Here is a 14,527-nt window from a genome sequence, read left to right on the forward strand (position 1 = left end):
CCTTCCACCACCATCCGAAGGACAGCTCGACGTCGCTGGACGGCCGCAGCCTGGAGGGCGGCTAATACGGGGCGTTGACCACGATGTACTGCGAACCCTGAGGCTGGTACCAGGTGCTTCCGCATTGCTGGTAGACCATGCCGCCGTAGTTGACCGGGACACAGTTGGCCGGCACCGAGTGCACCATCGAGCCGATCGCTGCGGAGGTCACCGCGACCGCGGCGCCGACGGCGACGGCGCCGGCGACCGGGTGGTAGTCATTGTCCCAACCGCCACAGCAGTTGTTGTTGCCGGCGACAACCACGTTGGTATTCCGGTTGGCATTGACGTTCGTGTTGACGTTGGTATTGCGGTTGACGTTGGTGTTGCGGTTGGTGTTGTTGACGCTGTTGACGCTGGCGTTGCGAACATCATTGGTCCGCGCGTCGGCCCTGTTGCCGCCGGCCTGGGCGGTTTGCCTTCCGCTTGCGCCTCCGCCCGCGCCGGGGCGGGAACCACCGGCAGCCGCCCCGGCGCGAGTCCCACCGCCTCCCGCCGCCGCGCCCGCGCGTGCGCCGCCGCCGCCCCCTCCGGCGCGAGCACCACCACCGCCCCCACCCCCTCCGGCGCGAGCACCGCCACCACCGTCCCGGCCGGCGGCCTCGGCCACGGGGATCCAGGTGTAACCAACCAGAGCGACAGCGGTCAGAGCGGCCGCGAGCAATCTGCCGAATGTTCCTTTCATGGTCGTTCTCCTCTAGTTGGTCTTCGCCGGAACGAACTCGATCTTTGTCGCGCCCTTGGGTGGCGAGAACCTGAACGCGGACTCCTTGAAGGCCGGGCTCAGGTTCCAGTCCATGACGCTGACCGATTGAGGCCGCGCCTCGTCGGAGCGATTGACGATCACCAGCTTGCGCGGTAAGGGCTTGGCGCCGGTCGCGATCCAAATCTGCCAGTCGAAGTCTCCCTGGCGAAAGGCGTAGTGGTCGCAGAGGTCGCCCCCGACCAGATCCTGGCCGGCGTTCATGGCCGATTCGATCTTGTCGACCGGCGCAGCCGGAGTGCCCCAGAGGAACAGATCGGACAACGGAACCTCGAACCCATAGCGCTCCTCGAGCTTCTTGACGAGTTCGCCGTTCGACCCCGAGAACTCGACCGACGAGTAGTACTTCTGCTCAGGGAAGAAGAGAGTGACCGTCTTGCCGTCGTAGATGATCTCGCGCTCGGAGCGAATGCTCCACATGCGGGCGCGCAGCCGGTCCGGACGCTGCACGTCGACCGTGGCCGACGCCGTGTGCAGCAGCTTCTGGCCGTCCGCCAGAACACGTTCGCCCGTCAGCGAGGTCGACGCCCGGAAGCGCTTGAGGGTCTGCAAGAAGGTTCCCATGTCTTTGAGAGCCTGAAACGAAGCCGTGTCGACGGCACTTGCGGGAGCGGTCGAGCCTGCCACGGCCGTCTGGGCGACGACGAGTGGCGAGGCCAATGCCATGGCCAACACAGCCGATGTGAGTCCTGCGAGCTTCATACGCCTCCTTTGGTGTTACGAGAACATCAATCAGGAATGAGAAGCGTGAGCATGCGCGTACTGCGCGCCCACTCATTGACGAACGTCAACTTCACGCGTCCGAAATGGATCATGCTCAGCACCCTCCCCAACCATCGTGAAAGGGATTCTCATGAACATCGCAACTTCGCTTACAGCCATCGCAATGCTGGGTGCGCTGCTGGCGCCCGCTGTCGCGCAGGACAAACCCGCCCGAGAGGTCGCGGCTTCGGCGAGCCCCGGCACCGGGACGCTGAAGGAGGTGATCAGGGCCACGGGCGTCATCCAGGCGGTGGACCTCGAGAAGCACCATGTCACCATCAAGGATTCCAATGGCAAGGTGCATGTGTTCGGAATCGGCCCCGAGGCACGAAACCTTGAGCAGCTCAAAGTCGGTGACAAGGTGACCGTCCGATACGCACAGGCACTCACGCTGACCTTGATGAAGGATGGCAAGGAACTGCGCAGCAGGGTCGAGACCATGAGCGGCGACAGGGCCAAGGCCGGCGATCGACCCGGCGGTGTGGTGGGAGAAAAGGTCGAGGTCACCGCAGACGTGGTGGCCGTCAACCGGAAAACCCACATGATCACCCTGCGCGGGACGGAATACGAGGTCGACCTGATCGTCCGCGATCCCGACCAACTGAAGATGATCAAGGTGGGCGATCAGGTTCATGCCGTCTACACCGAGGCGGTGGCGCTGTCGGTCGAGCCGGCGAAGAAGTAGGGTGGGGCGGGGGCCTGCCTAGCGCAGACCCCGTCCACTTTCGGAGGGTCGACCCCATGAGAACGCTTCTCCAGCCCGATCTCGTACGCGAGACGCGGATTTCCAGGAAGCTGATGGACGTCTTCATCCGGGCCGGACTGGTTCTGGCCCTGACGCTTCTCTGCTACAAGATCTTTTCGCCCTTCATCACCATGATGGCCTGGGCCCTGATCCTGGCCGTGACGATGTATCCGGGCCACCAGGCGCTGGCCGGTCGGTTGGGCGGGAAACAGGGTCTGGCTGCCACCTTGCTCGTGGTGGGCGGCATTGCGTTGATCGTGGTCCCGATGGCCGTCGTCCTGGGCTCCATGGGCGATTCGGTCCATGAGACGATTTCGCGGGTGAAAGACAACGAGTTTGCGGTGCCCGCGCCGCCGGCGCGCGTGGCCGATGTGCCGATCGTCGGCGCCAAGTTGCACGGCTTCTGGTCGCTGGCGCACACGGACATGCCGGCGGTCGTTCAGAGGATGCAGCCGGAGCTCGGCGAACTGGCCGCCAAGGCGCTGGCAATGGTGGCGAGCATTGGCGGAACCATCCTGCTCTTCATGGTCTCGTTCATCATCGCCGGCATCATCATGGCCTTCGGCGAGTCGGGTGCCCAAGCCGCGAAGTCGATCCTCGGGCGCATTGTCGGCAGCCGACGAGGCGAGGATTTCGCTGCGCTCGCCACCTCGACCATCCGCGCAGTCGCCCTGGGCGTGGTCGGCGTGGCCTTCATCCAGGCGATGGCGGTGGGCATCATCATGATCCTTGCCCAGGTTCCCTTTGCTGGCGTGCTGGCCGTGATCGTGCTGGTGCTGGGCGTCGCGCAGGTGCCGGCACTGCTGGTCACCGTGCCGGTCATCGCCTACATCTGGCTCAGCAAGGACTACGAGACCGTACCGGCCGTCGTCGATTCGGTGCTTCTTGTGGTCGCCGGCATGCTCGACAACGTGCTGAAGCCGCTCTTGCTGGGCCGGGGCGTGGATGCGCCCATGCCGGTGGTTCTGATCGGTGCCCTGGGCGGTCTGGCGGGCGCCGGCATCCTGGGCATGTTCCTCGGCGCGACCGCGCTGAGCCTCGGCTATCAGATCCTCATGCGGTGGGTCGTGACGGATCCGGACGTCGTCGACCTGGACGAACTGGAGGGCAAGCCACCGGTCGTGTCCTGAACCGATGCCCGAGATGCCTTCGATGGGGTCGAGCTTGCGAATCTTTGTCCTCGCCGGCGCCGCCGCGACGCTCGGGGGATGCACCACGGTGGGCCCCGATTTCGAGCGGCCCCGCGTGCCGTGGCTGTCGGGGTGGAGCGGAGGTTCGCTGGAAACGCTCGCCGCCGATGCGCGGCGCCCGCGCAATGGCTTGATGCAGGCGTGGTGGCGCAATTTCAACGATCCTGTGCTGGACCAGTTCGTCGCCGAGGCGCAGCGCGTCAATCCCAATGTGCGAATCGCCGGCATGCGCATCATGGAGGCGCGGGCCCAACTCGGCATTGCCGATAGCACGCGCTATCCGCAGGTGCAGCAGGCAACGGCCCAGGTGCTCGGCGTCGGCGAGCAGCGTTCTGGCGGGCGCGACAACAGTGCGTGGACTGCGAATGCCGGCTTCAGCCTGGGTTGGGAGATCGATTTCTGGGGCAAGTTCAGGCGCAGCATCGAGTCGGCGGACGCCGCCTATCTCGCCAGCATCGCCCAGTACGACGATGTCCAGGTGCTGATGGCGGCCCAAGTCGCCGGCCTGTATTGCACGATCCGCACCGTGGAACTGCGGCTGCGGATCTCTCGCGAGAACGCGCAGCTGCAAAGGCGCAGCCTCCAGATCACCGAGCTTCACTTCAAAAGCGGCAACGAGTCCGAGCTGGACGTCCAGCAGGCCAGGGCCCAGTACCTGGGCACGCTCTCGACCGTGCCCCCGCTGGAGATCGCGCTGCGCCAGGCGCAAAACGCCTTGAGCATCCTGCTGGCCCGCCCGCCGGGCCCCTTGCCCGAGATGGAAGAGGGGAAAGAAAGGATCCCGCAGGCCGGCTTGGACGTGATCGTCGACATGCCGGCCGACCTGCTGCGGCGCCGTCCGGATGTGCGGGCGGCGGAAATGCAGCTGGCTGCGCAGTCCGCCCTGATCGGCGTGAGCGTGGCCGATCTCTATCCCTCCATCTCGCTGCTGGGCTCGCTGGGCCTGTCGGGTTCCACGGTCGAGGGGGCATCGCGGGTCTTGAGTGGCGCCATCGGGCCCAGCCTCGTCTGGAACGTGTTCGACCATGGACGTCTGACCAACACCGTGCTGGTGCAGGACGCTCGGTTTCAGCAACTCTATGAGCAGTACCAGAACACGGTGCTGCAAGCGGCTCGCGAGGTCGACGATGCGTCGGTCGGCTTTGCCAAGACCGGCGAGCAGATCGTGCTGCTGGCAGATGCGGTGAAGGCCGCGCAGCGTTCGCTGGAAATCGCCGACCGGCAGTACAACGAGGGCCTGGTCGACTTCCAGCGCGTGCTCGACTCGCAGCGCACCTTGTTCAGCGAACAGGACCAGTTGGTGGCCAGCCGTGGCAGCCAGTCGCAGAGCCTGATCACCCTCTACAAGGCCATGGGAGGAGGTTGGGAGGCGGCCCGCAGCCGGCCGGTGCTCGACGACGCGACGCAAGAGGCCATGGGTCGGCGCAGCGATTGGAAGGGGCTGCTGGCCGCCCCGTTGCCGGCGCCCGGCGACGCTGCGTGGCCCCCTCTGGAAGGAACAAGCCCATGAGCGACGAAGTCAAGCAGCCCCCGGAACCGCCGCCCGACAGCGGCAAGGGCGCGCGCATCGGTGCGATCGTCGTGCTGGTGCTGATCGTCGCCAGCCTGGTCTGGTATTTCGTTTCGGACCGCCTGACGCCCTACACGTCGCAGGCCCGGGTGCAGGCCTTCGTGGTGCCGGTAGCGGCGGAGGTGTCGGGCCGGGTGCTGAAGGTGCATGTCAAGAACAATGACAGTGTGGAACCCGGACAACGGCTCTTCGAGATCGACCCGACGCAATACCGCATCGCGCTGCAACGCAGCCGTTCCGACTATGAGTCGGTTCGGCGCTCGGTCAATGCCTCGGTGGCGTCGGTCGAAGCCGCCCGGGCCGGCCTGCGTGCAGCCACGGCCAACTACCTCTACGCTCAGCAGGATGCAACGCGGCTGGAGCAGATCTTTGCCGAAGACCCTGGCGCGATCTCCATCCGCCGGGTCCAGAGCGCGCAGGCAAGCCGGGTCAAGGCACTCAGCCAGGAGCAGGCCGCCCGGGTGGACCTGATTCGTGCCCAGGAAGCCGCGGGAGACAACGGCGACAAGAACGCGCAGCTGATCAGCGCGCGATCGGGCGTCGAAAAAGCCGAGTTGGACCTGCAGCGCACCGAGGTGGTCGCGCCCGGCGGCGGCCTGGTGACCGACCTGCGCACCGACGTCGGGCAGTTCGTGCAGGCCGGCGCGCCTGTCATGACGCTGATCACCGTCCGCGACCTCTGGATCAGCGCGGACATGACCGAGAACAACCTCGGCAACATCGAGCCCGGCAATGCGGTGGCCATCGTGCTCGACGTGATGCCGGGCCACGTGCTGAAGGGCCGCGTGCGCAGCATCGGGACGGGTGTCGCCAGCGGCCAGCCAGCGCAGCCCGGAACACTGCCGACGATCGAGAACAGCCGTGACTGGCTGCGGCAGGCGCAGCGATTTCCGGTGGCCATCGAATTCGATCCGTCCGAGCGCGAGAAGCTGCGCGCCGTCCGGGTCGGGGGGCAGGCCGAAGTGCTGGTCTACACCGGCGATCACGGCCTGATGAACTGGCTTGGAGCGGCCTTCGTCCGCATGATGAGCATGCTGTCCTATGTCTATTGAACGCCGTCGCATGGGACGGGCCGACAAGGCCGTGCTGCGGCTGGCCATCGGCCTGGGCCTCGCGGTGCTGGTGGCCTACGGTTTCGCGCTGAAGGCACCCTACGCAGTGTGCGTGGTCGCCGTCCTGATCCTGTGCAAGCCGGGTCCGCCGATCCCGCTTTTCAAAGGCATCGTCTTCGCCATCGTTGTCCTCGCCCTGATGGCCGCAGGGGTGCTTGTGGTTCCGATACTGCAACACTACGCGCTGGCCGGGGTGCTGCTGACAGGCGCGTTGCTCTACGCGGTGTTCTATTCGGGCGCTCGCAACGCCAATCCGCTGACGACGATTCTCGTGATGGCCATTGCCCTGATTCCGGTGGTCGGGGTGGCGGCGCAGGTCCTGGCCTTCGAGATCGGCGCGACACTCACGGTAGGCCTGTGCATCGGGGTGCTGGTCAGCGGTGCTTCGCATGCGCTGTTCCCTGATTCGCCCGTGCCCGCGGGCAAAAGGGCGGCGCCTGAGCCCAGCTCGCGAGAGTCGGCGAGTTGGACCGCGTTGCGCGCCGTCGTGGTCGTCATGCCGGTCTTCGTGCTGGCGCTGACCAACCCATCCTTCTTCGTCGCAGCCATCATGAAGTCGGTGGCTCTGGGCCAACAGGCCGGCTCCGCCAGCGCCCGGGCGGCCGGACAGGAGCTCCTGGGGTCTACGATCCTGGGCGCCGTGATTGCCGGATGCCTCTGGGTCGGCCTGTCGCTGCGCCCCAACCTGTGGATGCTGATGCTGTGGATGGCGGCGGCCGCACTCTGGGTCGGGACGCGGCTCTTTCGGGTTCGGCCCAACGCCTTGTCGCCGTCGTTCTGGGTCCAGTCGCTGGTGACCATGCTGCTCCTGCTGGGCCCGGCCATCGAAGACAGCGGCGGCAGTGGAGGCAAGGACGTGCTCAAGGCGTCGGCCATGCGCGTCGCTCTGTTCGTTGCCGTGGCGCTCTATGCGTGGGCGGCGGTATGGGCGCTGGAACGCTGGCGAGCCACCCGGCCCGATGCGATGTTCTACAGACAAGGCTGAACGGAGGGATTCACACCATGTTGATCAATCTCGCAATCGGGCTGCCGACCATCCTGCTGTGCCTGGTGCTCCAGGCGGCGTTTACGTTCTGGAGCGTTCGCTACTACATCGACCGATCGATGCGCGTCGGCTTCGCACGTCCGCTCGTTCAGATCCGCTCGCTGCTGGTCGCAATGCTCGTGCTGGTACTAGGCAACTTCCTCCAGATCATGATCTGGGGATCGCTGTTCATGGTGCTGGGCGAGTTCGACGAGTTGTACGAGGCGGTGTATCACTCTGCAGTGAATTTCAGTTCGCTGGGCTATGGTGACGTGGTGATGACCAAGCCCTGGAAGCTGCTGGGTCCGCTCGAGGCCGGAAACGGGGTGTTGATGTTCGGCCTGACCGGCGCCGCATTGATGGCGATGCTGCAACAGATGATCAAGGCGCAAGCGGAGAAGGGCAGCACCGGGTAACCGGCTCCTCACCATCCTCGCCCCGCGCTCGCGCTCGCGGTTGCTCAGTCCAGGCCCCAGACCTTGAGGGTGGCCGCCGACGCGTTGCCGAGGATCTTGTACTGGACCGTCACGGACGTCAGGCGCCCCTTGCGCCCCGGGGCGTCCGCCGGAGCGGTCTGTCCACCCGCCTTCAAGACGCCGACGTCCTTCAGCGTGTCATCCCTGCGGTTGTCCCAGTTGAGCACGAGTTGAGTGATCTGCACGTCTGCGCCCTCGGTCGACAACTTCACCTGCTTGACGTCCTTTTCCCATCGATTGCCTGTGCTCTTGATCTGCGCGCTGGGATCGGAGGCCTTGATCGTCTGCTCACCGAGCACGAACCACTGGTCAGCCGCCGTTGCGGTGCCCGCGCCCATGAGGGCGGTGGACGCGAAGGCCAATGCGGCCATCAGGGTACGGATGTTCGTCGTCATGAAGTTCTCCTTCGAATCCCGCAAAGCCGGTTCAGGGCAAGGCCAGCGGACGCCAATTGTCTGTCCCTCGCGAATGCCTGCATTGACATTTGTCATTGAATGCGAGTCATGGAGTGTTGATTGGAACGGACATAGAGTTTGTCGCTTCGAAAATGGAGCAGCATGACGAAGCCAATCAACGTTGCCGAAACCCAACTCAGGCCATGCAACCGTCACTCTAATTGAAACGGCAGGTTTGTTCGCTCACTGTGGCAACGACACATTCGGTTGCATTCATGCATTCCAGCGGACATGATCAACCTATTGTCGACTTCGACTGGCTCGAGTGATTGACTGTCCCGAGGCTCGCGCTGAGGCTCTCTCATCAACACAGTGAGGAGAATTCATGTTTCACCGACGCACTTTCGCAGCTTGCTGCGCGCTGGCCCTCCCGTATGGTGCCTGCCTCGCGCAGACCACCTTCGCACCGGATCAGTACTTCGACAACCGTTGGTACATCACGCCGTTCGGCACCTACGTGCATCCCGACGGTGACCGCAATGCCGACAACGGTTGGGGCGGAGGCTTCTCCATCGGCAAGCCGATCAGCCCGAGTTGGAACATCGAGCTGCGTGGCCAGTACGAGGAACTGGACGGCAACGTCGGCACCAACTTCGGCGTCTTCAACAGCACGAACAAGTACAAGAACTGGAGCGGCACGCTCGACGCGCAGTGGTTCCCATGGAGCCGCCTGGGGATCGACCGCTGGCAGTCGAACCAGGTGCATCCCTATCTCGTGGGCGGCATCGGCGCCATCGACAACAAGGTGGAGCGGGCGTTCGGAATCAACGACAGCCACACGAGTTTCATGGCCAATGCGGGGGTCGGCATCGTCTGGCCGTTTTCCTCCTGGGGCCGCCTGGTGGCAGACGCACGCTATCGCTATGTCGACAACGCCAACAACAGCTTGACTGGCAACCGGCAGAGCATGAACGACTGGCTGTTCTCGGTGGGCCTGCAGATTCCGTTCGGGCCGCCCCCGCAGGTGGCGCGAGCCGCTCCGCCGGCGGCGATGCCGGCACCGATGCCGCCGCCGCCCCCGCCGCCGCCGGCTGCGCGCAACTTCGAGCTCAAGGCCGACGGCACCTTCGCCTTCGCCAAGTCGGACCTGACGCCGACCGGCCGCGCCCGCATCGACAACACGCTCGCGGAGCTCAAGTCCTCGGGCATCCGGTTGCGCGCGATCTCCATCGTCGGCCACACCGACCCGATCGGCAGCAACGAGTTCAACCAGCGCCTGTCGCTGGCGCGGGCCAACTCCGTGCGCGACTACCTGGTCGTCCAAGGCGTCCCGGCCAACATCATCACGACCGAAGGCCGCAGTTTCTCGGAGTTGAAGGTCACCGAAGCCGATTGCAGGGCCCAGGGCAAGGCGAAGACCCGCGCCGCGCTCATCGCCTGCTTCGAGCCGAACCGCCGCGTGGAGATCCGCGCCACGGGCGAGCAGCCGGGCTAGGTTCATTCCCTAGGGATTCGGTGATCAATGAGCACTGCGGCCCGGATTGATGCGAACGCGACGCGAGGGATCGCGGGCTGGCCCTGGCCGGGGCGCTGGGCTTGTCGTTCGTCGTCTTAGCTGCACACGTGGTCGCCTATTCGAACTTGCCGAGACGCAACGCCTTCATCGTGGATGCGCTGCTGCAGAGCATCGTCAAGGGCGGAGCCGGTGTGGAGGCCGATCGATCGTCACATGGTTCGCGGGCTTCCAGCCGACGATGACCGCCAGCGCGTGGATGGGGTACGACGCGCCTCGCACGCCGTCGGACGAGCGCAGTGATATGTTCCGCAATTAGAACGGGCCTTCATGCCCGGCCGCCGAATCAGCCGCCTTCGCAGTCGATGTGGATGCCGTGGTAGCTTCCCTGCGCCGTCCCGGCGGTGTTGTCGGTGTCGGTCATCACGGCGACAGCCAGGACCGGGCCCGGTTCCGCGCCGTAGGCCTTTCTGTAGTCGTCAGCAAGATTGCGCCGCACCGACTGCCAACGGCCCAGGCCGGCTGCGCCCGAGGCCGCGGCAAGCATCTTGACCTGGCTGGTGTGCGCCGAGGGAATCAACGTACCCACTGGGACATGATCGGTCCAGATGTACATCAGTACTGCGTAGGGCAGATCGCGCCCGGCCAGCTTCTTGGCTCGGCTGAATCGCTTCCGCTCCGCATCAGGCAGGGTGGCGACGTCGCCGTCGAACGCCACCAACACGCGCAGCGGAGCATCCTCGCGGTCCCTGTCGCGATTGTCAGCGTTCGCGACCAGCGCATCAGTCTTCCATTCCCAACTGAGGGTCATGGGCGGGCGCTGCGAAGGCTTCAGTGCGGCCACGAAAAGCGAGGCTGACCGATCCGCTGTCGCGTGCAGCACCGCCGATCGATCCCCCTCCTGCACGACGCGGTATACCGTATCACGCTTGAGCTTCGATAGGGGCACGTGTGTCCAGGCTGCACTTCTGTCATCGAAGGCGAGACTACGGGACCGACAAGGCGATCCGGGATCCGGAGCAGCGGCGAACGCGGTCCCGACAAGGACCCACAGGAACGCAACAAGGAAGCGCGGCGATTTGCTCACGAGGTGGCGGTCGGTCAATCGGTGCCTTCAATACTTGATACTTCGCTTTTCCTGGCGACCGTCTTGCTTCGTGTCGCGCTTGTCTTGCCGGCACGCGGCGTTGCTTTTTTGATTCTCGGCCCGGCAATCGATCTTTTCCGATCGCGCGTCCTGCTTGGCCGCTTGGTTTGCGTCCCTGCCTTGCTGCCGTTGCTGCGACTGGTCGGTGGCCAGGGCCACGCCCGAAAACACCAAGACAGCAGTTGAGGCCAGAAGGCCCACAGTCCGGCGACCAAGTCCGTATCCCGAATCTATCATTTGCATTCTCCTTTTCGAATGGCCGGCTGTACGGACAGATTGTCTGCCGATCACCGACTCGCGAATTCCTACCAGATCAACGTCGTGCTCTTCCGTCGGCGGGCGTGCGGCCCGTACCGGCCCGGGAATCAGCTACAAGGATTTCAGCGAGGTCTTGCTCTTCAACAACGCGGAAGTGTCCAACCAGTTCCGCAAACTCGGCGCCGACGCCTTGGCATTGTCCGACGCCCATGTTACGAGCGTCTTGTCGCGAATTGCGAGAATCTACGCCTTGACCTTGAGGACTTCGGCCGCCGGAAGTGTTGCGAACAGGAACGTCACGGATGGCAGCTTGCGTCGGTCATACGATGCCGCCGCGGCACGTTGGTCGATCGCGCTTCGAGCAACCACGTCAGTCGGGTGCGCTGGCGTTCGCAGCAGGCCGACGTCACGCGCATTGGCCAACAACGCCGCCGATCGTGGACTCGGGACCGCGGAAGGCCACTGCTGAGCCGGTGCCCGCAGGGGCCGGACGGATGAGGGCCGCCGAGCCGCTGGGCGGTTGCTGGCCCGGAGCGTAGACGTTGAAGGCTGTGTCGTTGGCAAAGACGTACTCGATATAGACCGTCTGCCCGGTACTGTTCGCCCATTTCTGCGAAATACATGTGGCCGCCGCCTTCGGGGCAAGCTGGCTTTGGCCGACGGGACGGGCGTCTGGGGGCAGTGGTGCTGAAGGCGCTGATGTGGGCTGGCTGGCGCAGCCGGAGACTGCAATGGCCATTGCGGCGAGAGCGAGTTTCATGGTCGATCCTCCAAGAAAATTCATGCGGCAAGAAGTCACGCACGATCCCGTGGGACATGAATCGGCCGGTCCGACGCCCCTCGGCAAATTCATGCAGCCCGACTTCAGCGATGGCTGAGTTCCTGAGTCGGGTGCATCGACCTTAAGGAAGATGGCGCGCTCCGAATTGACGAATATCAACTTCCCGGGCGAAATCCACGTTTTGGTCAACCCAAAGAAAAGCGGCCGCGGTTGCGGCCGCTTTCTCGGGTCTCACATAGCCTCGCCGCGAAGCGAAAGGCTTGCAAAGGAAGGCAGGTTTGAAATGAGCAGTGGTTCCGTCTGCATCAGGCCGTTCATGTAGTTGACTCTCAGCAAGAGAGTGGAAGCCGGATCGGGCGGCCGAACTGGTGTAGCTCGTGAATCCTGAGCAGGCTTCGCGTGAGGCGAGCGGTCGCCTGAGCAGCAGTGGCAGGCGCGCCCCTTTCTTGGCGGCACCGAGCGCCAGCTGGCTTAAGGCTGGAGGTCGGCCGTCGGCATTTCCACATGCTGTCGATATTTGATCAACTGCGCGATGGAAATCATGACGATCCTGTGTAGCGCAAGGAACCTGAAAAGATCGGCCCCCGCACATCGCCCAGTCAACTAACGCACAAAGAACGCGTGCGGGCGCGCGTTCTGCCAAGCGAACGAGGTCGTGGGCCGCCCCTGTATGACGTCGAGATATATCTGCCCCGATACTGTCTCTATGACTTGACAACTCTCAAGACCGCGGCGTCAACTTCCGGCATTCCCTGCACATTCGACTTCGTATGCAACTCGGTGATTTGCCCGGCGGAGCGCGACGCGAACGTGTGCGCTGGACTTTGCTCGTGGTGGCAAGCATTGCCCTTGCCTTGGTTGGCGCCTGGTCGCTGCGAAGCGCGATTCCGCGTCACATCGTTCTCGCGTCCGGCCTGCGCGACGGCATGTACCACCAATACGCGCAGCGTTACAAGGAGATTCTGGCACGCGACGGAGTGACCGTCGAGGAACGCATGACGGGCGGCGCGGAAGAGAACGAGCGCTTGCTGCGGGATCCCCATTCCGGCGTGGATGTGGCTTTCGTACATGGTGGTGTGGTGCGCCCGGCGGACCGGGAGAAGCTGGTCATGCTGGCCACCCTGTACTACGAACCACTGTGGATCTTCTATCGCGACAACGTCGTGCACGAGCACTTCGATGAATTGCGCCACCGGCGGCTCGCTGTGGGCTCCGCGGACAGCGGCGTGCGCGCGTTCATGGAGCCCTTGCTCGCGGTGAACAACATCACCAGCTTGAACTCCGATCTGGTGCCCCTGGTCAATCTGGAGGCCTTGCGCGCGCTGCAGGCGGGCCAGGTCGACGCCGCGTTCTTGCTCGGGCCCGCGGAGTTCCCGGCGATCTGGCAGGCTCTGCACGACCCGGAGTTGAAACTGATGAGCCTGGCGCGCTCAGAAGCCTATCCGCGCAGATTCCCATACATCACGAAGTTGACCTTGCCGCCAGGCACGATCGATCTCGCGCAGCATATTCCGGGGCAGGAGGTGAAACTGATTGGCACAAAGGCGATGCTGGTTTCGCGCGATGACTTGTCGACGCCGATCGTCAACCTGCTCCTCGGAGCGGCGCGTGAATTGCATGGATCGCAGGGCTATTTCGAAGCCCTCGACGAGTTTCCGAACACGGCCATGGTGGACCTGCCTGTCTCGACCGATGCGGATCGCCACCACCGCTTCGGCCCCAGCTTACTTCACCGCTACCTGCCGTTCGGCGTCGCGGCCTACCTCGAACGCCTGATCGTGCTGCTGGTGCCCGTGTTGTTCGTGATCGTTCCGTTGTCCAAGCTCCTGCCGCAACTGCTCCGCTGGCGCACGCGGTCGCGCATCTACCGCTGGTACGGGGAACTGGCGCTGCTTGAACGCGAGGTCGGTACGCGCACCGGCGTCTTGCCCGTCGAACAATGGCTGGGCGACCTGAACCGCATCGAGCAGGCGGCCGCGCGGATTCGGGCTCCGTTGAGCTATGCCAGCGAAGCCTACACGCTGCGCGAGCACATCGGCCTGGTTCGCCGGGCCGTGATGGCCAAGGCACAGGACGGTGCCGCGAACTCGAATGGTGATCCGGAAAACGCCGCGGGCTGAGGACTTGCCGCACCCCCAGTGGGTGGAGCTAGGGAGACGCTTATTTTTTCAACGTCGCGTCCACTCAGCCGGCGAGCGATGCGTTGTTGATCTGTTGATCAAACGCCAGAGGGGACCAGTAACGACGACGAGTCAGCGCAGCTTTGCCAGTGCCGGGTTCGCGATAAAGAAGAAGAAGCGGACGCGGCGCGAGAGGTTTCTCGCCGAGATGGAACGCATCGTGCCCTCGGCACATTAGATAGCGGTGGTGGAACCGCTGTACCGCAAGAGCCGGCGCGTGGGTCGGCAACCGATCAGCTTGCCGAAGATTCTGCGCATTCGCAGAAAGAACGTTGCTTTGTCGTCGGAAGTTCGAGGCTACGCTGACATGGAAGTCTCGTCATCCGTCCGCACATCGCCGCGTCGCAAAAAGGAGAGCCGACCCTTAGATGCAATGTCGGCTTTCCGGCCGCCAGATTTGCGTTGCCAATGTCTCTTCCGGGCCCATCTGCGCCATCCACGGGTCGCAAGCGACCGGCAGCAACCAGTCTAAAGCGCGGGTTCGATCTACGGCCTCAGTCCTGCCGTCAAAGAGCGGACGTCGGGTACAGATCTGGCGTCGGCCACGCTTTTCAAGATCAGGGAGACATCGT

At 64.3% G+C, this 14,527-nt stretch carries 14 protein-coding genes and 1 pseudogene; 9 read left to right on the forward strand and 6 right to left on the reverse strand.

All coding sequences use genetic code 11. The features are described 5' to 3' along the window. Positions 1–61 precede the first annotated feature (61 nt). Both QTI68_RS02110 and QTI68_RS02115 read right to left on the reverse strand, forming a co-directional pair. A complete protein-coding gene (locus QTI68_RS02110) occupies positions 62–724 on the reverse strand; it encodes a hypothetical protein (RefSeq protein WP_286505155.1) in 663 nt (220 codons plus the stop codon). Between the two features lie 12 nt (positions 725–736). Beyond that, entirely contained in the window at positions 737–1,504 is a 768-nt protein-coding gene (locus QTI68_RS02115; RefSeq protein ID WP_353506389.1) for a DUF2092 domain-containing protein, read from the reverse strand. A gap of 151 nt (positions 1,505–1,655) precedes the next feature. On the opposite strand from QTI68_RS02115, the gene QTI68_RS02120 reads away from it, so the two are divergent. From QTI68_RS02120 to QTI68_RS02145, 6 genes are read left to right on the forward strand one after another with little or no spacing between them, the layout of a single operon-like run. Further along, positions 1,656–2,249: a hypothetical protein gene (locus QTI68_RS02120; RefSeq protein WP_286519379.1), complete on the forward strand. Its 594-nt coding sequence runs from the start codon at positions 1,656–1,658 to the stop codon at positions 2,247–2,249. Between the two features lie 56 nt (positions 2,250–2,305). After that, positions 2,306–3,439 (forward strand): AI-2E family transporter, encoded by a 1,134-nt coding sequence (locus tag QTI68_RS02125; protein WP_286519380.1) that lies wholly within the window; start codon positions 2,306–2,308, stop codon positions 3,437–3,439. Between the two features lie 34 nt (positions 3,440–3,473). Continuing rightward, positions 3,474–5,009 carry an efflux transporter outer membrane subunit gene (locus QTI68_RS02130; protein ID WP_286519381.1) on the forward strand — a complete coding sequence of 512 codons (1,536 nt, stop codon included), beginning with the start codon at positions 3,474–3,476 and terminating at the stop codon, positions 5,007–5,009. Then, positions 5,006–6,121: an HlyD family secretion protein gene (locus tag QTI68_RS02135; RefSeq protein WP_286519382.1), complete on the forward strand. Its 1,116-nt coding sequence runs from the start codon at positions 5,006–5,008 to the stop codon at positions 6,119–6,121. The genes QTI68_RS02130 and QTI68_RS02135 overlap by 4 nt, the downstream gene beginning before the upstream one ends. Beyond that, positions 6,111–7,166, forward strand: a complete 1,056-nt coding sequence (locus QTI68_RS02140) for a DUF2955 domain-containing protein (protein WP_286519383.1) — start codon at positions 6,111–6,113, stop codon at positions 7,164–7,166. The genes QTI68_RS02135 and QTI68_RS02140 overlap by 11 nt, the downstream gene beginning before the upstream one ends. Positions 7,167–7,183: 17 nt before the next feature. Then, positions 7,184–7,621, forward strand: coding sequence for an ion channel (locus QTI68_RS02145; protein WP_286505162.1), 438 nt, complete (start codon positions 7,184–7,186; stop codon positions 7,619–7,621). A gap of 44 nt (positions 7,622–7,665) precedes the next feature. On the opposite strand, the gene QTI68_RS02150 is transcribed toward QTI68_RS02145, so the two are convergent. Continuing rightward, complete coding sequence (locus tag QTI68_RS02150; protein WP_286519385.1) at positions 7,666–8,076, reverse strand: DUF2541 family protein; 411 nt, start codon at positions 8,074–8,076, stop codon at positions 7,666–7,668. A gap of 385 nt (positions 8,077–8,461) precedes the next feature. Here QTI68_RS02150 and QTI68_RS02155 point away from each other — a divergent pair, with 385 nt between their 5' ends. Continuing rightward, positions 8,462–9,571 carry an OmpA family protein gene (locus QTI68_RS02155; RefSeq protein WP_286519387.1) on the forward strand — a complete coding sequence of 370 codons (1,110 nt, stop codon included), beginning with the start codon at positions 8,462–8,464 and terminating at the stop codon, positions 9,569–9,571. A gap of 364 nt (positions 9,572–9,935) precedes the next feature. Here the strand turns inward: QTI68_RS02155 and QTI68_RS02160 are convergent, their stop codons facing one another. The 3 genes from QTI68_RS02160 to QTI68_RS02170 all read right to left on the reverse strand — a co-directional run bounded on the left by QTI68_RS02160 (position 9,936) and on the right by QTI68_RS02170 (position 11,754). Then, on the reverse strand, positions 9,936–10,694 hold the full coding sequence (locus QTI68_RS02160) for a DUF3047 domain-containing protein (protein ID WP_286519388.1): 759 nt from the start codon (positions 10,692–10,694) through the stop codon (positions 9,936–9,938). 9 nt (positions 10,695–10,703) lie between these two features. Continuing rightward, positions 10,704–10,973, reverse strand: a complete 270-nt coding sequence (locus tag QTI68_RS02165; RefSeq protein WP_286519389.1) for a hypothetical protein — start codon at positions 10,971–10,973, stop codon at positions 10,704–10,706. Between the two features lie 427 nt (positions 10,974–11,400). Continuing rightward, positions 11,401–11,754 (reverse strand): hypothetical protein, encoded by a 354-nt coding sequence (locus QTI68_RS02170; protein ID WP_286505169.1) that lies wholly within the window; start codon positions 11,752–11,754, stop codon positions 11,401–11,403. Positions 11,755–12,545: 791 nt separating this feature from the next. Between QTI68_RS02170 and QTI68_RS02175 the strand changes: the two genes are divergently transcribed. Together QTI68_RS02175 and QTI68_RS02180 are read left to right on the forward strand one after the other, a co-directional pair. Next, entirely contained in the window at positions 12,546–13,895 is a 1,350-nt protein-coding gene (locus QTI68_RS02175) for a TAXI family TRAP transporter solute-binding subunit (protein WP_286519391.1), read from the forward strand. Positions 13,896–13,992: 97 nt separating this feature from the next. Next, positions 13,993–14,214, forward strand: a pseudogene (locus QTI68_RS02180) (hypothetical protein); the annotation flags it as partial. Positions 14,215–14,527: the final 313 nt, after the last annotated feature.

The organism is Variovorax sp. J31P207, from assembly GCF_030316965.1.
Classification (GTDB): domain Bacteria; phylum Pseudomonadota; class Gammaproteobacteria; order Burkholderiales; family Burkholderiaceae_C; genus Variovorax; species Variovorax ginsengisoli_B.

What these genes read in the sequence shown, in the direction of transcription:
- QTI68_RS02175 (WP_286519391.1), top strand. Translation starts at nt 12,546, where the DNA reads ATGCAACTCGGTGATTTGCCCGGCGGAGCGCGACGCGAACGTGTGCGC.
- QTI68_RS02115 (WP_353506389.1), bottom strand. Translation starts at nt 1,504, where the DNA reads ATGAAGCTCGCAGGACTCACATCGGCTGTGTTGGCCATGGCATTGGCC.
- QTI68_RS02170 (WP_286505169.1), bottom strand. Translation starts at nt 11,754, where the DNA reads ATGAAACTCGCTCTCGCCGCAATGGCCATTGCAGTCTCCGGCTGCGCC.
- QTI68_RS02145 (WP_286505162.1), top strand. Translation starts at nt 7,184, where the DNA reads ATGTTGATCAATCTCGCAATCGGGCTGCCGACCATCCTGCTGTGCCTG.
- QTI68_RS02110 (WP_286505155.1), bottom strand. Translation starts at nt 724, where the DNA reads ATGAAAGGAACATTCGGCAGATTGCTCGCGGCCGCTCTGACCGCTGTC.
- QTI68_RS02150 (WP_286519385.1), bottom strand. Translation starts at nt 8,076, where the DNA reads ATGACGACGAACATCCGTACCCTGATGGCCGCATTGGCCTTCGCGTCC.
- QTI68_RS02155 (WP_286519387.1), top strand. Translation starts at nt 8,462, where the DNA reads ATGTTTCACCGACGCACTTTCGCAGCTTGCTGCGCGCTGGCCCTCCCG.
- QTI68_RS02165 (WP_286519389.1), bottom strand. Translation starts at nt 10,973, where the DNA reads ATGATAGATTCGGGATACGGACTTGGTCGCCGGACTGTGGGCCTTCTG.
- QTI68_RS02135 (WP_286519382.1), top strand. Translation starts at nt 5,006, where the DNA reads ATGAGCGACGAAGTCAAGCAGCCCCCGGAACCGCCGCCCGACAGCGGC.
- QTI68_RS02120 (WP_286519379.1), top strand. Translation starts at nt 1,656, where the DNA reads ATGAACATCGCAACTTCGCTTACAGCCATCGCAATGCTGGGTGCGCTG.
- QTI68_RS02125 (WP_286519380.1), top strand. Translation starts at nt 2,306, where the DNA reads ATGAGAACGCTTCTCCAGCCCGATCTCGTACGCGAGACGCGGATTTCC.
- QTI68_RS02140 (WP_286519383.1), top strand. Translation starts at nt 6,111, where the DNA reads ATGTCTATTGAACGCCGTCGCATGGGACGGGCCGACAAGGCCGTGCTG.